This is a genomic window from Caloramator sp. E03, assembly GCF_006016075.1.
Lineage (GTDB): Bacteria > Bacillota > Clostridia > Clostridiales > Caloramatoraceae > Caloramator_B.
The window spans coordinates 1,599,662-1,620,452 of the sequence record NZ_CP040093.1 but is presented as its reverse complement, the minus strand read 5'-3'; the positions used below and the strand labels follow the sequence as shown (position 1 = coordinate 1,620,452).

Below are 20,791 nucleotides of genomic sequence, written 5' to 3'. Positions count from 1 at the left end.
TATCGGGTCTTTGACAGTTGCAAGACAAAAAAAGTGCCTTAAAGCCTTGATATAGGCTTATTTTTTTGTCAAATTTTAAATTTTTATAGTGCACAATGTGTAACAATGTGTTATAATATAGATATAAATATATGAAGAGATGTGAAAAAATGAGATTACAAATTGTTAAATCAAAAAATGCAGCATCCTTATATGTAGTTAAATCTGTTTATGAAAAAGGCAAGCGTACATCAAAAGTAGTTGAGAAGCTTGGCACTTATGATGAACTTTTAAAAAAACTAAACGGACAAGACCCTATAGAATGGGGGAAGAGGTACGTTGAAGAGTTAAATAGAAAAGAAAAAGAAGAGAAAAGAGAAATATTAGTAAAATACTCGCCTGTTAAACAAATTAACAAGGACGAACAGCATACTTTTAATGGTAGTTACTTGTTTTTACAAAAAATATATAACGAGCTTGGGCTGCAAAATATCTGTAAAAATATTTCGGATAAACATAAATTTAATTTTAATCTAAATTCAATACTATCAAGATTAATTTATGCAAGAATTATTTATCCATCATCTAAGCTTGCTACATACGAACTATCAAAAAAATTTATTGAGCAGCCTGATTTTGAGCTTCAGCATATTTATAGAGCTTTAGAAGTGATTTCACAAGAAACAGATTTTATTCAGTCAGAATTATACAAGAACAGTCTTAAAGTTTGCAATCGTAATAAAGGAGTTCTCTATTATGACTGCACCAACTATTTCTTTGAAATTGAACAGGAAGAAGGATTAAAACAGTATGGAGTATCGAAGGAACATAGACCCAATCCAATTGTTCAAATGGGACTTTTCATGGATGGAGACGGCATCCCCCTTGCATTTTGTATAAACAAAGGTAATACTAATGAACAAGTAACTTTAAAACCTTTAGAGCAAAAAATTATATCCGAATTTGGGCTTTCAAAATTTATCATTTGTACAGATGCAGGGCTTGCATCTACAGCAAACAGAAAATTTAATAATATACAAAATCGAGCTTTTATTACTACACAATCTATTAAAAAATTAAAATCACATTTAAAAGAATGGGCGTTAGACCCCAAAGGATGGCATCTTAGCGATTCAGACAAAGTATATAATTTAAACGAAATTGACGAAGAAACAGATATTAATAAAATTTTTTATAAGGAACGCTGGATAAAAGAAGACGGGCTTGAACAAAAACTTATTGTAACATTTTCCTTGAAATATAGAAACTATCAAAGAACTATAAGAGGTAACCAAATAGAGAGAGCTCAAGAGGTTATTGATACCAATCCTACAAAATTGAAGAAATGTAATGCTAATGATTACAAACGCTTTATTTCAAAGACTCACTGCACACCTGACGGTGAAGTAGCTGAAAAAGAATTATACAGCATTAATGCTGATTTAATAGCACAAGAGGCAATGTATGATGGTTTTTACGCAGTATGTACAAATATAAGTGATGATGCTGCCGCAATTATAAAAATTAATAGAAGGCGTTGGGAAATAGAAGAGTCCTTCCGTATTATGAAATCAGAGTTTAAGGCAAGACCAGTATATTTAAGAAGAGATGATAGAATAAAAGCGCATTTTACAACTTGTTTCATTTCCCTGATGATATATAGGCTATTAGAAAAAAAGCTTTCAGAAAAATATACGTGTAGCGATATTATATCAGAACTTAGAGAAATGAATTTTTATGAGATTAAGAATGAGGGCTATATTCCAATATATACAAGGACCGATTTTACAGATGATTTACATGACAAATTTGGCTTTAGAACGGATTATCAAATAATTAATATGAAACAAATGAAAAAAATTTTTAAAGACACGAAAAAATAAAAAACATTGTTCACTTTTTTGAAAAGTATAAAAGCCTGAGAGCCCTTGATATTCAATGGTTCTACAGGCTTTTTGCTTCGCGCAACTGTCAAAGATGAGTATTTAATTGGCTATCTTCCATATTATAAATATTTAAAATAATAATAATATATATTGATATTTTCAATAAAATCATATATTATTTATTTGGGTGATTTTATGGATTTTAAACAAATAGAAGCTTTTGTAAATGTTGCAAAGTATAAAAGTTTTTCAAAAGCTGCAGAAGCTATATTCTTATCACAGCCTACAGTTAGTGCTCATATTGCATCCTTAGAACAGGAGCTTGGAGTTATTTTGTTTGATAGAAGTAGTAAAGAAATAAGGTTAACCCCGGCAGGAGCAATATTTTTAGATTATGCAGTAAGCCTTATTAACGTAAGGAATACTGCAACAGCTAAACTATCAGAACTTGGCTCTAAAATTCAAGGTAGTCTTACAATAGCATCAAGTACAACACCATGCAGATTTTTATTACCTGAGCTTTTAAAATCTTTCTATGATAAATTCCCTAATATAAACTATGATATAAAAGAAGAAAGTACAAAAAACGTAGTTGATATGATACTTCTTGGAAATGCTGATGTTGGTATTGTAGGAGAAATTATCAAGGATCCTAAACTTACTTATTCTAAAGTTTATGAGGATAAACTAATTTTAATAAGCTCAAACTCTTCTCTTCCAGAGGTTATATCAACTGATATACTTCTTCAACAGAATTTTATATTAAGGGAAAAAGGTTCTGCTACAAGATCAGTATTTGAAAATGCATTAAGTAAATTAGGATATGGAATTGATAAGCTTAAAATATTTGCTGAAGTTAGTAGCCTCGAAGCTGTACTTCAATTTGTAAAGTTTGGTGCGGGGATTTCTGTAGTTTCAGAAATAGCTTGTAAAGACTACATTCAAACAGGTCTTTTATTTAAACATAATATAAAAGATATGAATATTACCAGAGGAATTTACGTTGTAACTCATAACAAAAGGCCTCTATCTCCTGTTGCAAAAGAATTCTTAAAACACGTAGAAAACTATTCACAAAAAAAATAAAGCCCTTTTGGGCTTTTTTTAATGACATCCACTACAGCTTCCGCAACTTCCTGAGCAATTTGATCCTTTTCCGTAAAATTTGCCTTTATATACTCTTTCTACTTCTTTGCTGTTACATTTAGGGCAAACTACTTTTTCATTACAATTCTTAACTATTTCAAAGAATTCATTTCCGCATTCTTTACATTTAAAATCTATCAATGCCATATTATCGCCTCCATTATAATTATATCACATTATAACAATATATTAATACTTCATATTCTGTAACATAATCTTTTCTGGAGCATATAATATATAATGCAGAAATATAATGAGGTGTTTTAATGCAGTTATTTGGCAGAAAATTTGATGCAAGTATAAGACCATATATGAGAACAATGTCTAAGAGGAAATTGCCTGTAATAATATGTTATAAAGAAAATTTGAAAGCTATAAAGAATAAGATTTTATATAACAGTGGTAAGATAAAATATGAATATGTAAATATAAAAGCTATATCCTGCGAACTAACTCCTATTGCTGCTGACAAATTGTCTGAGACCCCTGAAGTTTCTTTTATATGCCTTGACCATAAAGCTACTCTTTGCCTTAACAATTCAAGAGATGTCCTTGGAATTAATCATGCAAGGAAATTTAACCTTTCAGGTAAAAATATAGGTATTGGGATTATAGATACAGGTGTATTTCCACATCCTGACCTAACAAACAACAAAAATACTATAGTTTATTTTTACGATATTATTAATGGCTATTTAAAACCTTATGATGACAACGGCCATGGAACGTTTATATGTGGTTGTATAGCCTCAAGTGGTTATATGTCATCAAATTATTACTGTGGAGTAGCCCCAGACTCCTCAATATGCATGATAAAGGCCTTTGATGCAAGTGGTCACGGTTTCATGTCTGATATTATAAAAGCAATCGATATATTACTTTCAGTAAAGGATAAATACAATATAAGAATACTCTGTCTTCCATTCGAATTCCCTTATCTAAATGATTTAAAAACGAACCCTCTTCAAGAAATAATTAAAATAGCAATTGAAAAAAACATAAACGTAATAGTTCCAGCAGGCAACCTTGGTCCTCAACCTTATAGTATTTATTTCCCCGGAAATATGAAGGAAGTTGTAACCGTTGGTGGTGCAAACTGCTATGATAATATATTAAAGAACTTTACTATATCATCCTTTTCAGGAAGAGGTCCTTTAATAGATGGGACTTCCAAGCCAGATATAGTAGCTCCTTGCAGCAACATAACATCGCTTTCAGCCGTAACTTCATACATTCCTTCAATAAAGTCAAAAATAGAGATTAAAAATCCATACATTACTATGTCCGGTACATCTATAGCCTGTGCTTTAATTTCAGGTGCCTGTGCACTACTGCTTGAAAAAACTCCAGATCTTACTCCTTCAGATGTAAAATCAATATTATGCCTTTCAACCCTAAGCATAGGGGATAATAAATTTTCCCAGGGGAAAGGAATATTTGTTTTTGAAAAAATAATAAAATAGGACGGGTATCCGTCCTATTTTATGTATTTTAAAGGATTTTGTGCTACTCCATTTTTTCTTACTTCAAAATGAACATGTGGGCCTGTTGAACGTCCTGTACTACCTACTGCTGCTATTTTTTGCCCTTTATTTACATATTGTCCAGTCTTAACATACAGCTTACTTGCATGACCATATAGCGTTTGATATCCATTCCCATGATTTATCATAACACAATAACCATATCCACTTCTCCATCCAGCAAATGAAACTTTACCTGAATCTGATGCAACTATTGATGTGCCTCTTGAAGCTGCAATGTCAATTCCTTCATGCATTCTTCCCCATCTATATCCAAACCTTGAAGTTATAACTCCTCTCGATGGTCTTATAAAATTTCCTGTTGCAACATACATAGGAACCTTACTTCCAACTGCAACAATCTCATCAACTGCTTTTGATATCACCGTAGACTTTGTTATTTCTTCATCCATTGTATCTTCATTTAAAAAAGTTACAACCTTTTCTACATCAGCAATGCCATTCTTACCTTCCTGTTTTACTTTTTTTACTCCCTTTGAAAGCTTTTTATCCTCTACTTCCTTTGTATCATAAGGTATTTCTTCTCTATCCTTTATCTTTGCAACTATCTGTACATTTATATATGGCTGACTAACTGCAAGTTTTATCTCTTGTCCGATATTTATTAAATCTATATTTATATTAGGATTTGCCTGCCTTAGTTCTTCAACTGTCATGTTGTTTTTAATAGCTATATCCCATATCGTATCCTTCTCTTTAACTATATAAATTTTTTCTACTTCTTTCTTCCCTACAATCTTCTTCACAGCATCATCTAGATTTAAAATCTCTGAAGCTTTAGCGTTTACATCTTTAAAGGTAATTTGTTCTTTTATTGTACTTGATAATATTTCACAGCTACCGTTAACTTTAGGGTAATAGTATTCTTTTACTTTTTGAATAACTTTATCAGCTGTACTTTTATCATAAACCTTTGCAATTTCCACTCCATTTGCTAAAATCTCAAGAGCTTTAATCTCAAGTCCAAGCTCATATCTTATTGCTTTTTCTGCTTCATCCAATTGAAGATTTTTTGATTGTTCCGTTGTTTTAGTGTAAGTAACAGATTTTAAAATATCTTCACCTTCAGAGGATTTAATAGACTTTAATATAGATTTTACATCGCTTAATTTTTTAACATAACATACTGGCTTATTATTGACCTTTAGAAGATATGTTGTAGACTTCGCTTGATATATACTATATGTACAAATCGCGACAAGAAGCCCTGATATTATAGCAATAAGCGGAATAGATTTTAAATTACGCCGAATAAAGCTAATATAGCCAAATAAACCCTGAAAATAGCGATTAGCTTTAAAATTCACCGAATCGCCTCCTTTCATTAACGTACACTTTATTTATACACCAAAAACTTCTATTTTGCAAGTGCATTATAATATGATATTATTATGCACATCCTTTTAAATTATTCCTATTTTGTTGAGGGCATATATTGGTTTTGATATAATATTAATACAGTTAATTAAGGAGTGTTATTATGGGAAACATAAAATTTAATATACCCAAACTTGAATTTACTCCTGTTGATAATAAATTCATAGATAAGTATCTTCCAGAGGCCAAGGGTGAATTTGTAAAGGTATATCTTATTTGTCTTAGGTATGCATTATCAAATATGGACACAAGCATTGAAGACATATCTCAAACTCTTGGTCTTTTGCAGACAGATGTAATAAAAGCCTTTGAATATTGGGAAGAAAAAGGGCTCCTTCATTTATCAAATGATGGAACCTTGGAATTCTTAGATGAATCTATGCAAATAAAAAATAATAATTTATATTTAAATGATTTTTCAAAGGATATGCTTGAACACATAGAAAAACTGATAGGAAGACCTTTATATTCAAAAGAAATATTAACTTATATGAACTTTTTAGATGATTTTAATTTTACTCCAGAAGTTATATTACTTCTTGTTGAATACTGTGCAGCAAAGAAAAAAACAGATATAAGATATATAGAAAAAGTCGCAATAGCTTGGCATGATAGTGGCGTTAAGTCTATTGAAGATGCTCAAAAACAAATCAAGATGCGTGAAGATAAATGGAATAAATATAGAGCCATAGCAAGTTATCTTGGCTTTAAAGATTCAGAAATATCAAAGCCACAGGAAGAATTCATGGAGAAGTGGCTATTTAAAATGGGTTTTCCTCTTGAAATAGTCCTTGAAGCATGCCGTATATGTATTATGAGAATAAACGAAGGAAACTTCAACTATATAGATGCTATACTTTCTGATTGGTATAAAAATGGAGTAAAAAAAGTAGAAGATTTAAACAAACTATCTAAAAAGTCAAGAAAAAAATCACAACCATTTAATAAAATACAGAACTTTGAAAGCCAATACGATATGGCAGAGCTTAAAAGGCAACTTTTAGGAAGGGGTGATTCAAATGAAAAGTAAATTTGTAATAGAAATATTAAAAGAATATGATCACCTTCAAGAAAACGCTAAATCTGAACAAAAAAAGCGTCAAGAAGAAATATATGAAAAACTTCCAAGGATTAAAGAGATAGATGAGGAAATATCAAAAATAGGGCTGGAAATTGCTTCTTCTATATTTAAAGGCGCTGATAGCGAATCATTAATAATTGAAGGAAGAAAAAAAATAACGGATCTTAAAATGGAGAAGGCTGAGATATTAGTACAAAATAAATATCCCATAGACTACCTTGAGATAAAATATAAATGTCAAAAATGCAAGGACACAGGATATATTGATAACGAAAAGTGTTCCTGTTTTAAGCAAAAAATTATTAACAACTTATACAATCAATCAAATCTAAAGGATATTTTAAAATACGAAAACTTTGATACCTTTGACTTTTCTCTTTATTCCAAAGAAAGAAACCCTCAGTATGGACTTTCTCCTTTAGAGAACATGCAGCAAATATATACAAGATGCATTGCCTTTTATAAAAATTTTGATTCCTCTAATGAAAATCTATTTTTTTCCGGCAAGTCTGGTCTTGGAAAAACTTTTTTATCAAACTGCATAGCTAAGGAACTTCTTGATATGGGAAAGGTAGTAATATATCAAACAGCGGTAGAGCTTATAGAAACTCTAAGAAGGGCTCGTTTTGATGAAAACTCTTCACCTGATATAATTGAAGATATTTTTGATTGCGATCTTCTTATAATTGATGATTTAGGCACTGAGCAGAATACATCCTTCTCTCAAACAGAGTTATTTAATGTAATAAATACAAGGCTTCTTAAAAATAAAAAAATGATTATTTCAACTAACATTCCAATTGAAAGTTTTAATCAATGCTACCCTGATAGAATAACATCAAGAATATTTGGCCTCTTTAGCATATTTGAATTCTTTGGGGATGATATTAGAATCATGAAAAACATCAATAGGAAAAAATCAGGATAAGAAAAAGACCCTGCATTAGCAGGGTCTTTATTTTGGAGCCGGCTATCGGAATCGAACCAATAACCTACTGATTACAAGTCAGTTGCTCTGCCTATTGAGCTAAGCCGGCAAATGGCGACCCAGAAGGGGCTCGAACCCTCGACCTCCGGCGTGACAGGCCGGCACTCTAACCAACTGAGCTACTGGGCCAAAATGGTGGGAACAATAGGGCTCGAACCTATGACCCTCTGCTTGTAAGGCAGATGCTCTCCCAGCTGAGCTATGCTCCCAAGATGGTGACCCCTACGGGATTCGAACCCATGTTACCGCCGTGAAAGGGCGATGTCTTAACCACTTGACCAAGGGGCCACATTACTTTTTTCAAGGCTTTTTGTCGCCTGACACTTTTATATAATACAAGAAAATTATATACCTGTCAATACATTTTTTTATTAATTTTTTAAGGTAATAAATGGAATAAGGCAGCTGTATTTGCTGCCTTACATCTTATTAATAATAATTGTCTGGTGCCTTGCAGGACCAACAGAAACTATAGAGATTCTAACGCCTGTATACTCCTCTATCCTCTTTAGATATATCTTCGCATTTTCTGGTAGTTCCTCAAAGGTTTTTGCTTTTTCTATAGAGCTGTCCCAGCCTTTAAAGCTTTCATAAACAGGCTTACATTTTGCAAGATCTTCTAAAGATGCTGGGAAATAATCTATTACCTTACCATCCATTTCATATCCAACACATACCTTTATCTCATCAATATCGGATAGAGTATCAAGTTTAGTTATGGCAAGGCTCGTTAGGCCTGATATTCTAACTGCATACTTTAATATAACAAGATCAAGCCATCCGCACCTTCTTGCCCTACCTGTAGTTGTTCCATATTCAAATCCTTTTTCTCTTATAAAATCTCCCATTTCATCAAATAACTCCGTTGGGAAAGGTCCCTTCCCAACTCTTGTTGTATATGCTTTGCATACTCCAACTGCATTAGATATCATAGTGGGGCCAACTCCTGCTCCAATACATACTCCTCCTGATATAGGATGAGAAGATGTTACATAAGGATATGTTCCATAATCTATATCAAGAAGAGTTCCTTGAGCTCCTTCAAATAATACTTTCTTACCCTTCTTAATAGAATCATAAAGTACAACAGATGTATCAAATACAAAATCCCTTAACCTATTTGCATAATTTATATATTCATCGTAAATTTCTTCAAAACTTAAAGGGTCTCCTCCATATACATCGCATATTATTTTATTTTTAAGTTCGATGTTTTGCTTTAACTTTTCTTTAAAAACCTCTATATGAAATAGATCACAGATCCTTATTCCTGATCTTTCATGTTTATCAGTATAACAAGGTCCTATTCCTTTACCTGTAGTTCCGATATCTGCCTTTCCTCTTTTTTTCTCTGAAAGGCCATCAAGTATCTTATGATATGGCATTATAACATGTGCCCTGTCGCTTATAACAAGCTTTTTAGGAGTAACTTTAACTCCTTCTCCTTCAAGATATTCAATTTCCTCAAGAAGGGCCTTAGGATCTATTACAACCCCATTTCCTATTATACAAAGCTTATCATCATAAAGTATTCCTGATGGTACAAGATGAAGCTTATATTTTTTCCCTTCAACTTCAACAGTATGTCCTGCGTTGTTTCCTCCTTGATATCTTACAACAACATCTGCACCTTCAGCTAAAAAATCAGTTATTTTTCCTTTTCCTTCATCTCCCCATTGTGCCCCTATAACAACAACTCCCGACATAATATCACCTCAAATTCTTCTTAATATTTCTCTTGCTATCATAACACCTGAAACAGAAGCCTGGGCAAGACCTCTTGTAACTCCTGCACCATCACCTGCTGCAAAGAGATTTTTTATCTGGGTTTCAAGAACATTAGATAGCTTTAGTCTCATTGAATAGAATTTAACTTCAACTCCATATAAAAGGGTATGCTTTGAATATATTCCAGGAGCAATTTTATCTAAAGCCTCAAGCATTTCAATTATATCAGTTAAAAATCTATAAGGTAAAACAAGGCTTAAATCCCCAGGAGTAGCATCCTTTAATGTAGGCTCTACAAGACCTCTTTTTAATCTCTCTTCAGTTGTTCTTCTTCCCTCTAAAAGATCTCCAAGCCTTTGAACTATAACCCCTTCTCCAAGCATGTTTGCAAGGCTTGCAATGTATTTACCATATTCTATTGGTGATCGGAAAGGTTTCGTAAAGTTTTTGCTAACAAGCAATGCAAAGTTAGTATTATTAGACTTTTTATTTGCAAAGCTATGCCCATTTACAGTATTAATTCCACTGTTGTTTTCAACAACAACTTCACCATAAGGATTCATACAGAAAGTTCTAACCCTGTCATCAAAAGATTTTGTATAATATATTAGCTTTGACTCATAAACTGCATCTGTAATATCCTTCATAATAATTGCTGGACATTCAACCCTAACTCCTATATCAACAGGATTTGTTGTAACTTCTATATTTAGTCTTTCAACCTCTGTTGAGAACCAGTCAGAACCTTCTCTTCCTGGACATACAATTACATAATCTGATTCATATATTTGGCCATCTTCAGTTTCAACTCCAAAAGCAACATCATCTTTAACCAATAGTTTTTTTACAGCACATAAAGTTTTCACATCTATTCTTTCCCTAAGGTAAGTTTCCATATCCTTTAATATGTTAAAGCAGTTATCTGTTCCAAGGTGCCTAATTCTTGCAGGTATGAATTTAAGGTCCGCAGCTGCAGCCTTCTTCATTATATTTTCAACCTCAGGGGTAATATCACCATGTACTTCCTGCGGTCCTCCAAATTCAAGGTATATTTTATCAACATAATCTATAAGGCTTTCAAGCTCTGATTTATCGATATACTCATCAAGCACTCCTCCAAATTCCGTTGTCAGAGTTAATTTCCCATCACTAAAAGCTCCAGCACCACCCCATCCTGAAACTATTGCACAAGGTTCACAATGTTGGCACTTCAACTTCTTTTCACTATAGCTTATAGGACATCTTCTGTTTATTATACTCTTTCCCTTTTCAAGTAAAAGTATCTTAAGATTATCATTTCTCCGGCTAAGCTCAATAGCAGCGAAAATTCCTGCCGGACCTCCGCCAACAATTATAACATCGTATTTTTTCATATTTTATACCTCCTTTAAAAAAGAGCACATATTTATACTATCAAAGCTTAAGTCGTGAGTCAAATATTTTCACGAACATTTATTTAAAAATTAATTATTAATTTCGGATTTTATGTGTAATAAAAAAACAAAAAAACTTTAATAATAAAATAAATATATAAAAATGCGAAATTTATTGATACCCTTTTACAATTTTATAATATACTTTATAATAATGATATTAATAAAATTATATTGGAGGTTAATATGAACATACCTAACATGCTAACTATAATAAGATTCCTCCTAATACCCGTTTTTTGTATTATTTACTTTTCAAATATTAAATACTCATTTTTTTTGTCTATGGTCGTATTCTTTATAGCAGGAATTACCGATTTTCTTGATGGTCATATTGCAAGAAAATATAACCTTGTTACAAAGATTGGAACTGTTCTTGATCCTCTGGCTGATAAGCTCATGACACTTACTGTATTGTTCTGCCTTGCCTATAGGTATATAATACCTCGCTGGATAGTTGCTCCTTTTCTTGTAAAGGAACTTACAATGGTAATTGGAGGAATAAACCTTTATAAATATAAAAAAGTTTTACCAGCAAATTATTATGGTAAAACTGCAACAATACTTTTTTATATATCAATTTTTGTTTTAATATTTAATAAATCCATTGGTACATACTTACTTTACTTAACTCTTTGTGCTACAATACTTGCTTTCTTAAATTATTTCATCCATTTTATTAATATAAAAAATAATCTATGAGGTTTGGGGGAATAAATATGTCAAATAAAAAGATATACCTATTAATGATATTATCTACAACCTTTTGGGCTGGAGCCTTTATTGCAGGAAAGCTTTCGGCCCCATACATACCTGCATACACTCTAACCTTTCTAAGGTTTTCCCTTGCATCTTTAATACTTTATTTCATCATTAATAAAAAGGAAGGTTCATCCTTTAAAATATCAAAAAAGGATATACCTGTTTTTTCCTTTACAGGTATTGTTGGAATGTTTGGTTATCATGTTTTGTTTTTTAATGCATTAAAATACACCACCGCTATAAATTCATCAATAATAGCAGCAACTAATCCCCTTATTACAACTATTCTATGTATTATATTCTTAAAGGATAGAATTAATTTTAAAAGAATATTAGGCATTATACTATCATTTATAGGTGTATTCTTAACATTAACAAATGCAGATATTTCAATATTTAAAACGCTATCCTTCAATAAAGGTGATATATTAATGATAATTGCGGTTTTAATGTGGGCAAGCTATTCTGTGTATAGCAAAAAAGTTATGCCAAACTACTCTCCTTTAATTCTTACATATTATAGTTTCCTTTTTTGTACAATATTTCTAATACCCTTTGTAATTTATGAAGCTCCTTGGAAGCTTATAAATAATATACCTTATTATTCTTACATAGCAAGTATATACATGAGTATATTCCCATCTGTAATAGGATATCTTGTTCAGCAAATGTCAATAAAACAAATTGGTCCCTCTAAAACAGCAATATTTATAAACCTTGTTCCTATATTCTCAATAATACTTTCAACTTTGATATTAAAGGAAACACTATATCCTATAAAAATATTAACAGCTCTTCTTATAATATCAGGAGTTTATATATGCCAAAAGAATTGACCTAATTCAGGTCAATTCTTTTAATAAATATTTGGATATCCTGTAATACGTTGAATCTCAAAATATGATTTTCTTAAATTTGGGTATATCCTTTTATAAACTCTGTTAAAAAGCTTGTTATATAATTTATGATTTTCTTTATTTGGTTCAAAACATTTAACATAATGAACCATATTTTTCACTGCATCTTCATAAGATTTATATATTTTAAGCCCGACAAATCCATTCATGGCAGAGCCAAGCCCTGACATTTCATAAGTTTGACCTTTAAAAACATTTCTTCCCATCATATCAGCAGTAATTTGGCATATAGTATCGCTTTTTGATCCTCCTCCTGAAACTATAATCCTGTCTATTTTCTTTTTTGACTTTCTTTCAATTTTTTCTATCCCATCAAGAAGCCCATAGTTTATTCCTTCTATAATAGCCCTATAAACATGAAGCCTTGTATGTACATCCCCAAAGCCTATCATTGCCCCTTTTGCCTCCGGCATTTTTAGTCCTGGACTCCAAAAGGGCTGAAGCATAAGTCCTAAAGATCCTGCTGGTATTTTATCTAATTTATTACTTAAAAGTTCTTCCACATCAATCCCTTTTTTCTTTGCTTCTATTATATCCTCTGCTCCAAATTCATTTTTAAACCAGCTTATCATCCAATAGCCTCTGTATATTTGAATTTCTGCATTATAGCAGTATGGGATTGCTGCTGGATAGGAAGGCATAAAAGAAATAGGTTCTATATACTTTTTGGAAGTTATCTGAACCGTTGCAGTAGTTCCAAAGCTTATACTTGCACTGCTTAAATCAAGGCATCCACATCCTAAAGTCTCACATCCTTTATCTGAAGCTGATGCTATAACAGGAAGCCCCTTTTTTATTCCACTTTCTTTTGAAGCTTTTTCAGTAACATACCCAATAATACTCCCCGGTTGAACTAATGACGGGAGCTTATCTTGTTCCACCCCAAACATGCTCCATCTATAATTTGAAAAGGATTTTGGCCAGGAAAAATTTTTATAATCAAAGGGTATATGCCCTATCTGGCATGCAACAGAATCAACCATCTCACCAGTTAGCATAAAATTCAAGTATCCTGACAACATTAAATATTTATAGGTTCTTTCCCAAATTTCCTTTTCATTTTCCTTAATCCAGTTAGCCTTTGATTTTCTTCTTGAAATTTCAACAGCACTTTTCATACCTATTAAGCTATATATTATATTATAAAAAAACGGTATAGGTTCCTCACACTTTGCCATCCTCTGATCAAGCCAAAGTATTACAGGACGAAGAGGCTGTCCATTTTTATCAATGTTTACAACTGTATCTCTCATAGTTGTTATTGTAACACCTGCTATATTTTCAAAAATATTCTCATTTTTTTCTTTAATGCTTCTACATACATTACAAAGTCCATTCCAATAAACATTAGCATCCTGTTCAGCCCACCCTGGATAATTAGAATAATATGGCCTTTTAAATTCCATTGATTCCTTTGCAATTAATTCCCCTTTTGTATCAAAAATAAGTGCTCTTATGCTTTGTGTACCGCAATCAATAGAAAGAATATACTCATTCATAGCATCCCTTCTTCCTGTTTATTTGTTTCATACCATGTAAAATACTTAAATATCCCTTTTATGTCTTAATTGCCCCTTATTTTTAACAATAAATATTTCCGACAAAATACTAAGAGCTATTTCCTCTGCACTATCCCCTCCAATACAAATACCAATTGGAGCATAAACTCTTTCAAGTTCATCCTTTGAATATCCTTCATTTAATAGATTTTGCATTATATGTTTTGTTTTATTTATGCTTCCTATCATACCAACATAAGCTGCACCTCTATTTAAAGAAGCTTTTAAAGCATTTTCATCCTGTATATGCCCTCTTGTTACTATTACAATATAACACCTATTATCGATATTATAATTTTTAATATTCTCACCTATATCTCCAATAATAATCTCACAGTTTGGAAACCTTTCAATGTTTCCATATTCTTTTCTATCTTCGAAGATAACTATTTTAAAATTAAAATTTTTTGCTATTTCATATATTGCCTTTGAAACATGCCCTCCTCCAGCAATCAAAAGCTTATCTTTTCTTCCAAAGGTTTTTATAAATATGGTGATTGTTCCCCCACACTGTATGTGAAGATCTCCTTTATCTTCAAGCTTAAAAGTTAAAAGTTCATCTCTTCCTTCATCAATACATTTTATTGCTTTTTCTATTACTAACTTTTCTACCTCTCCACCTCCAATTGTACCAACAGTACTTTTATCATCAAAAACTGCCATAATAAATCCCTTTTTTCCTGGGCTTGAGCCAGTCGAATCAACAACACTAACAAGGCCTGCACCTTTATTTTGTTTAATAGCCTCGTTTAACTTTTCAATTATAATATCTTCTGACATAAGCTCACCTCTTTATTTTAATAAAAATATTCTATCTGGAGGTATATGTAAAAGTATTCTTTCTTTATTTTTTAAATATGTGTCATTATTTGAAACTTGAACCTCAAGGGGTATACCCATACAATCAGCAATAATCATTGTATGAGATAATCCTTCTATTATATCAATAATTTTACAATTAAATGTATTCAATTTACCATTATTTTCTTGTAAAATCGTTATATCCTCTGCTCTTACTCCTGCAATTATATTAGAATATGATAAAAAATTATTTTTTTTAACATATAGCATAATTTCCTTTGATTTTATAATTGTATATTCTCCTTCTTTACCTATAAGTTTTGCATCAAAAAAATTTTTACATCCCGTAATCCTTGCTGCTATTAAAGAAGCAGGATTTCTAATAACCTCTTTTTTATCTCCAGCCTGAACAACCCTCCCATCATTCATTATTAATATCTTATTGCTCATCTCATAGGCCTCTTCGATATCATGAGTTACAAGAATCACTATGCCATTATATCTTTGCCTTACTATATTTAAAAGTTCCTTTCTTAAAGTATTCCTAACATTTGTATCAAGAGCTGAAAAAGGCTCATCTAAAAGTAAAAGTTTAGGTTCTGTAATAAGACTCCTTGCTAATGCAACCCTTTGCTGCTGTCCTCCAGAAAGCTGGGATGGATACCTTTTTTCAAGTCCATTAAGCTGCATTTTATCTATCATATCCATAACTTTATTATGGCGAATTTTCTTTTCAATTTTACTTATTCCATAGGCTATGTTCTCATATACAGTAAGATGTGGGAAAAGAGCATAATTTTGAAATACATATCCTATATTTCTTTGTTGAGGAATAACATTTATTTTTTTATATGAATTAAAAAGTTCTTTCCCGTAAAGCCTTATATATCCATCATCAGGGGTGAAAATCCCAGCTATACACTTTAAAGTCATACTTTTCCCACAGCCTGAAGGTCCAATAATCCCCAAGATTTCTTTTTCACAGCAAAAAGAGGATGTAAGTTTAAAATTCCCAATAGTTTTAGAAATAGATACCTCAAGCACAAAATCATCCCCTTTTTATCTTCTTTTCAAGCCAGTTTAATATATAAAGTACAATTATTGAAATAAATGTCATAATAAAAACAAGAAAATTTGCCATTGCATTATTGCCAGATTGAAGTGCATCATATATTGCAATAGGCATAGTAAGAGTTTTACCTGGTATGCTTCCCGCAACCATAAGGGTTGTCCCAAAATCTCCCAATGCCCTTACAAAGGTCATAGTAATTCCAGACATTATCCCTCTCCAGCATATTGGAATAATAATTGTAAAGAATATATTAATTTCTCCCCTGCCAAGTAACCTTGCTGCGTTTATATAATCCTCATTTACCTCTGATAAAGATACCTTTGAGGCTTTTATCATATAAGGTATTGATACTACCATTGAAGCAATTACAGCTCCTGTAGGAGTAAAAACTATCATAACATTAAAATTATCCTCAAGAAATCTTCCAATTAGGGACTGTCTTCCAATAAATACGAGCAAATAATATCCTAGAACTGTTGGAGGTAAAACTACAGGTAAATTGGTTATAGTATCAATAAAATCCGATAGCCTATCATTTCTTTTGCTTAAAAAATATGCAATTGGAAGTCCTAAAATTATGCTTATAATCGTTGATGTAGATGCAACCTTTAAAGATAAAAGCAATGGAAACAAATCAATTCCTTTCATTTAATCTATCTCTCCTGGTAAAACAAACCCATATTTTTTCATAATATCTCTACCCTGTTTCCCATTTACAAACTTTATAAAATCCCTTGCTATTTTTTCATTTTTTGTTCCCTTAACAACAGCAATAGCCTGCTTTAAAGGTTTATGTAGTTTATCATCAATTAATAGAAAATTAACTTCATCCTTTCTATATACAGATAAAGATATAAATCCAGCCTCCACATTGCCAGATTTTATCATGGTTAAAACATCTTGAATATCCTTACAGTATATTATTTTATCCTTTAGTTTTTCCCAAAGTCCTAAGGATTCTAACGCTTCCTTTGAGGCTAATCCATAAGGTGCATGTTCCGGATTTGCAATTGCTATTTTTTTATATTCAGTCTTTAACAAATCTCTTACATCATTTACTTTTAATGAGCTTTTAACATTTGTGGCAACTCCTATTCTTCCTATGGCATAAATCTTTTTAGTATCAGGAATTATCTTATCTTTACCTATTAAATCATCAACATATTTAATATTTGCACTGGCATAAACATCATAAGGTGCACCATTTTCAATCTGCTCCCTTGCCGTTCCTGAGGATGAAAAAATAAACTTTACCTTATTGCCTGTACTTTTTTCATAAAGTTCACCTATTTCTCTAAAGGCAAATACTAAATCTGCCGCTGCCGTAACAGTAATTTCTTTATCTGCTTTATTTGAAGATGAAGCCTTAATTTTAATATTAAAAAGCTTAAATAACCCCCCAGAAATGAAAATAATTATGAAAATAGTAATAATACTCTTTTTCATACTAACCTCCTATTTTCCAAAGCTGCAACTTGGGAAACGGCATTCTTTGCAGCTTTCACAATATCCGCCATGACCTAATCTTATTATGTCATCCCTTGTTATAATCTCCCCTGCAAGAATTCTTGGAAATATTAAATCAAAAATAGTAATCTTATAATACATGCCACAGGCAGGTATTCCAATTAATGGTATATTATTTTTATAAGCCATCATAAACATAGCCCCCGGAAGAACCGGTGCTCCATATATTATAACATTATCTGCCACATCCTTTATTGCTGATGGGGTTACATCATCAGCATCAACGGACATTCCCCCAGATAAAAGTATTATTTCACATCCTTCATCTATAAGATCTTCAATTACATTTTTTATAGCTTCTTTATCATCTCTGGCATATTTTATTATATCTAATGTACATTGATATTCACTTATTTTATTTTTAAGTACAGGCCCAAACTTATCCGTTATCCTTTTTTCATATACTTCTGTTCCTGTTACTATTAATCCAACTTTACAACTTTTAAACTCTTTTACACTTATAACCTTCCCATATTCTTTGCATATATTTTCAACTTCATCAATCTTCTCCTTTTCAATAGTCAAAGGTATTATTCTTGTTCCTCCAACTGATTTATTCTTATCTACAATGGTATTGTTATGAAGAGTAGCAAACATAATCATTTCTATACTATTTATCTTATATAGTGCTCTTTCATTAACTTTTAAAATTCCTCTCTTTTCTGCTATAAAATTTATTTTCCCCTCCGATGGACCTTGAAGGATAATATTTTCCCCTGAAGCTGCCTTTGCAATTTTTATGGCAGCATCATCCTCATGTATAATACCTTCATTAATTTCTAATATATACACATGATTTTTACCCATACTTTTTAGCTCTATTATATCTTTTTCTTCAATAATGTGTCCTTTTTTAAATGCTGCCCCTTTAAATTTACCTGGAATTATTTTTGTAAGATCGTGGGCAAGTACCATTCCAACAGCATCTTCAACCCTAACCTTTTTCATTTTCCCCCTCCTTATAATAATTCTAGTTTTGTTAAGTTATATGATATTTGAATTTCATCTCTCCTTTGAGTTATCTTATATATAGCGAAAAACAAAATACCTCCGAAGGAGAGATGAAATTATGTGCAAGTCATTGAATAAAATTTCATGTCCAAGATGCCATAGTCAAAATCTCTATCGCTTTGGGAAAGACAAAGCAGGTAATCAAAAATATCAATGTAAAGACTGTAGACGTCAGTTTACTCTTGAAGATTATAAGGGTAAGAAAAATCGTGTATTGAGAGGGTATCCTCGTTGTCCTGTTTGTGGTAGTGGTACTTATTTGCACCATGATTATGAGTACTATTCCCATTATACTTGCAACTCTAAAAAATGTGGTCATTCTATTTATGTTGCAAAACCTATTAATATACCCTCTGCATCTTGTGAATTAATTAAAGGAAAGACAGATTTTAAAAGAATGAGATTTCCATTATTTTTAATTCTTACTGCACTTAACCTCTATTATCTAAATGGTTCTTCAACAAGAAGAATATCTCAATTTTTTAAACTAACCTACAATGTCAAAGTTTCTCATGTAACTATTGCATCTTGGTGCAAAAAATTTGCTCCAATTTTTCTAAGTATAGCTAATAAACTTACTGAAAATCTTGATTTAAGTGCATCTGATGAATGGCATGCCGACGAAACTGTCGTTTTTATTAATGGTAAAAAACATTATCTTTGGTTAATTATAGATTCAGAAACCAGAATGGTTCTTGGTTTTAATTTATCTCCTTCAAGAGATGCTTCTCAAGCTTTTTCCTTGTTTAAATCTGCAAGTAAGTTTGGATGTCCATCGGCTATTGTGACCGATAGATTAGGCTCATATAATCTTGCTACTAAAACTATTTTTAATTCTTCAAAACACATAAAAGTTCAATCATTTAAAGATGATATATCCAACAACTTGCTAGAAGCTTTTAATGATACATTTAAAGACTGGTATAAACGTAAAAGAGGTTTTAAATCATTTGAAAGTGCAAACACTCTAATAGCAATGTTTATTTTCCATTATAATTTTTTAAGACCTCACTATTCTTTAAACAATCTAACTCCTGCACAAGTTGCTGGTATTTTAGTTGATGAAAAAAATATTAATAACTGGCTTCTGTCTGCTTAATTCTCAAATAAACCATATATTCTTAACACACCTACATTTTAAGTTTTAAGTAGGTGCCTTCGGCATGCCTTTTTTTGATAAATCCAGTATTATCAAATTTTATTAATTTAGATTACATAAAAAAACTGTGTAATTTTGTGTAATTATACGTGTAGCTACGCTATTTTTTCATATTTACTTAACACAATCATAATTCTATTACTATTTTATCACAGCTGGTCTTGTTTTACTTATAATTTTTTCCTTATTTTGCAATTAATCATGACCACCCGTAAAACGGGTGGTTTGCATTAGCCCTATAAGGGCATATTACTGGCTGTGTCTAAAGACACGCTGAATTGTCTGCCAACCGCATATTTTTTTCAGGCTGCCCCTAAAGGGGCTTATTTTTTGCCTTTGTTCACCGGCTCACCCGTAAACGGGTCTATATATTCTTTCAAACTTATTTGATCATACGCTATGTCTTCCTGTAATTGATTCTTTATATACTCTTCTATCACTTTTTTATTTCTGCCTACTGTATCTACATAATATCCTTTACACCAAAACTGTCTATTCCCATACTTATATTTTAAATTTGCATGTCTATCAAATATCATCAATGAACTTTTCCCTTTTAAATATCCCATAAACTGTGCTACGCTTAATTTAGGTGGTATACTTACAAGCATATGTATATGATCCTTACATGCGTTTGCTTCTATTATTTCTACTCCTTTATATTCACATAATTTTCTTAATATCTTGCCTATGTCTTCTTTTATTTTCCCATATATTATTTGCCGTCTATATTTTGGTGCAAATACAATATGATATTTACAATTCCATTTGGTATGTGATAAACTTTCATTATCCATATTGTTTTCCTCCTTTGATTTGAT

Annotated in this window: 19 protein-coding genes and 4 tRNA genes; 8 read left to right on the top strand and 15 right to left on the bottom strand. The window is 31.5% G+C overall.

Features of this window, described 5'->3' with window-relative positions; translation table 11 throughout:
• Positions 1-149 precede the first annotated feature (149 nt).
• Both FDN13_RS08045 and FDN13_RS08040 read left to right on the top strand, forming a co-directional pair.
• A complete protein-coding gene (locus tag FDN13_RS08045) occupies positions 150-1,862 on the top strand; it encodes an IS1634 family transposase (protein WP_138978393.1) in 1,713 nt (570 codons plus the stop codon).
• 198 nt (positions 1,863-2,060) lie between these two features.
• The gene (locus FDN13_RS08040) at positions 2,061-2,951 is read left to right on the top strand and encodes a selenium metabolism-associated LysR family transcriptional regulator (protein WP_138979724.1); all 891 of its coding nucleotides are present in this window, start codon (positions 2,061-2,063) and stop codon (positions 2,949-2,951) included.
• An 18-nt stretch (positions 2,952-2,969) separates the two neighbouring features.
• Here the strand turns inward: FDN13_RS08040 and FDN13_RS08035 are convergent, their stop codons facing one another.
• On the bottom strand, positions 2,970-3,158 hold the full coding sequence (locus FDN13_RS08035) for an FmdB family zinc ribbon protein (protein WP_138979723.1): 189 nt from the start codon (positions 3,156-3,158) through the stop codon (positions 2,970-2,972).
• A 119-nt stretch (positions 3,159-3,277) separates the two neighbouring features.
• On the opposite strand from FDN13_RS08035, the gene FDN13_RS08030 reads away from it, so the two are divergent.
• Entirely contained in the window at positions 3,278-4,474 is a 1,197-nt protein-coding gene (locus tag FDN13_RS08030) for a S8 family peptidase (protein WP_138979722.1), read from the top strand.
• A 14-nt stretch (positions 4,475-4,488) separates the two neighbouring features.
• Here FDN13_RS08030 and FDN13_RS08025 read toward each other — a convergent pair whose 3' ends face one another.
• A complete protein-coding gene (locus FDN13_RS08025) occupies positions 4,489-5,862 on the bottom strand; it encodes a M23 family metallopeptidase (RefSeq protein ID WP_168190111.1) in 1,374 nt (457 codons plus the stop codon).
• Positions 5,863-6,035: 173 nt separating this feature from the next.
• Here FDN13_RS08025 and FDN13_RS08020 point away from each other — a divergent pair, with 173 nt between their 5' ends.
• Both FDN13_RS08020 and FDN13_RS08015 read left to right on the top strand, forming a co-directional pair.
• The gene (locus FDN13_RS08020) at positions 6,036-6,962 is read left to right on the top strand and encodes a DnaD domain protein (RefSeq protein ID WP_138979720.1); all 927 of its coding nucleotides are present in this window, start codon (positions 6,036-6,038) and stop codon (positions 6,960-6,962) included.
• Complete coding sequence (locus FDN13_RS08015) at positions 6,952-7,941, top strand: ATP-binding protein (protein WP_138979719.1); 990 nt, start codon at positions 6,952-6,954, stop codon at positions 7,939-7,941. Before FDN13_RS08020 ends, FDN13_RS08015 begins: the two co-directional genes overlap by 11 nt.
• 33 nt (positions 7,942-7,974) lie before the next feature.
• Here the strand turns inward: FDN13_RS08015 and FDN13_RS08010 are convergent.
• The 6 genes from FDN13_RS08010 to FDN13_RS07985 all read right to left on the bottom strand — a co-directional run bounded on the left by FDN13_RS08010 (position 7,975) and on the right by FDN13_RS07985 (position 11,102).
• A tRNA-Thr gene (locus FDN13_RS08010) sits at positions 7,975-8,050 on the bottom strand.
• Positions 8,051-8,053: 3 nt separating this feature from the next.
• A tRNA-Asp gene (locus FDN13_RS08005) sits at positions 8,054-8,130 on the bottom strand.
• A 4-nt stretch (positions 8,131-8,134) separates the two neighbouring features.
• A tRNA-Val gene (locus tag FDN13_RS08000) sits at positions 8,135-8,210 on the bottom strand.
• Between the two features lie 4 nt (positions 8,211-8,214).
• A tRNA-Glu gene (locus FDN13_RS07995) sits at positions 8,215-8,289 on the bottom strand.
• 131 nt (positions 8,290-8,420) lie between these two features.
• The gene (locus tag FDN13_RS07990) at positions 8,421-9,707 is read right to left on the bottom strand and encodes an adenylosuccinate synthase (protein WP_138979718.1); all 1,287 of its coding nucleotides are present in this window, start codon (positions 9,705-9,707) and stop codon (positions 8,421-8,423) included.
• Positions 9,708-9,716: 9 nt separating this feature from the next.
• Entirely contained in the window at positions 9,717-11,102 is a 1,386-nt protein-coding gene (locus FDN13_RS07985) for an NAD(P)/FAD-dependent oxidoreductase (RefSeq protein ID WP_138979717.1), read from the bottom strand.
• Between the two features lie 246 nt (positions 11,103-11,348).
• Here FDN13_RS07985 and pgsA point away from each other — a divergent pair, with 246 nt between their 5' ends.
• A complete protein-coding gene (gene pgsA / locus FDN13_RS07980; protein WP_138979716.1) occupies positions 11,349-11,864 on the top strand; it encodes a CDP-diacylglycerol--glycerol-3-phosphate 3-phosphatidyltransferase in 516 nt (171 codons plus the stop codon).
• 17 nt (positions 11,865-11,881) lie between these two features.
• Positions 11,882-12,760: a DMT family transporter gene (locus FDN13_RS07975; protein ID WP_138979715.1), complete on the top strand. Its 879-nt coding sequence runs from the start codon at positions 11,882-11,884 to the stop codon at positions 12,758-12,760.
• Between the two features lie 20 nt (positions 12,761-12,780).
• Here the strand turns inward: FDN13_RS07975 and FDN13_RS07970 are convergent, their stop codons facing one another.
• The 6 genes from FDN13_RS07970 to FDN13_RS07945 are packed head-to-tail and all read right to left on the bottom strand — an operon-like array spanning position 12,781 to position 18,748.
• Complete coding sequence (locus tag FDN13_RS07970; RefSeq protein WP_138979714.1) at positions 12,781-14,340, bottom strand: FGGY-family carbohydrate kinase; 1,560 nt, start codon at positions 14,338-14,340, stop codon at positions 12,781-12,783.
• Positions 14,341-14,385: 45 nt separating this feature from the next.
• Positions 14,386-15,180: an XdhC family protein gene (locus FDN13_RS07965; protein ID WP_138979713.1), complete on the bottom strand. Its 795-nt coding sequence runs from the start codon at positions 15,178-15,180 to the stop codon at positions 14,386-14,388.
• 12 nt (positions 15,181-15,192) lie between these two features.
• Positions 15,193-16,245: a sulfate/molybdate ABC transporter ATP-binding protein gene (locus FDN13_RS07960; RefSeq protein ID WP_138979712.1), complete on the bottom strand. Its 1,053-nt coding sequence runs from the start codon at positions 16,243-16,245 to the stop codon at positions 15,193-15,195.
• A 4-nt stretch (positions 16,246-16,249) separates the two neighbouring features.
• Positions 16,250-16,921, bottom strand: coding sequence for a molybdate ABC transporter permease subunit (gene modB / locus FDN13_RS07955; RefSeq protein ID WP_138979711.1), 672 nt, complete (start codon positions 16,919-16,921; stop codon positions 16,250-16,252).
• Positions 16,922-17,719, bottom strand: coding sequence for a molybdate ABC transporter substrate-binding protein (gene modA / locus FDN13_RS07950; RefSeq protein ID WP_138979710.1), 798 nt, complete (start codon positions 17,717-17,719; stop codon positions 16,922-16,924). It abuts the gene before it with no gap.
• A gap of 9 nt (positions 17,720-17,728) precedes the next feature.
• Positions 17,729-18,748, bottom strand: coding sequence for a molybdopterin-binding protein (locus FDN13_RS07945; protein WP_138979709.1), 1,020 nt, complete (start codon positions 18,746-18,748; stop codon positions 17,729-17,731).
• 121 nt (positions 18,749-18,869) lie between these two features.
• Between FDN13_RS07945 and FDN13_RS07940 the strand changes: the two genes are divergently transcribed.
• On the top strand, positions 18,870-19,910 hold the full coding sequence (locus tag FDN13_RS07940) for an IS6 family transposase (RefSeq protein WP_138979478.1): 1,041 nt from the start codon (positions 18,870-18,872) through the stop codon (positions 19,908-19,910).
• Positions 19,911-20,293: 383 nt separating this feature from the next.
• Here FDN13_RS07940 and tnpA read toward each other — a convergent pair whose 3' ends face one another.
• Positions 20,294-20,767, bottom strand: coding sequence for an IS200/IS605 family transposase (gene tnpA / locus FDN13_RS07935; RefSeq protein ID WP_138978540.1), 474 nt, complete (start codon positions 20,765-20,767; stop codon positions 20,294-20,296).
• Positions 20,768-20,791: the final 24 nt, after the last annotated feature.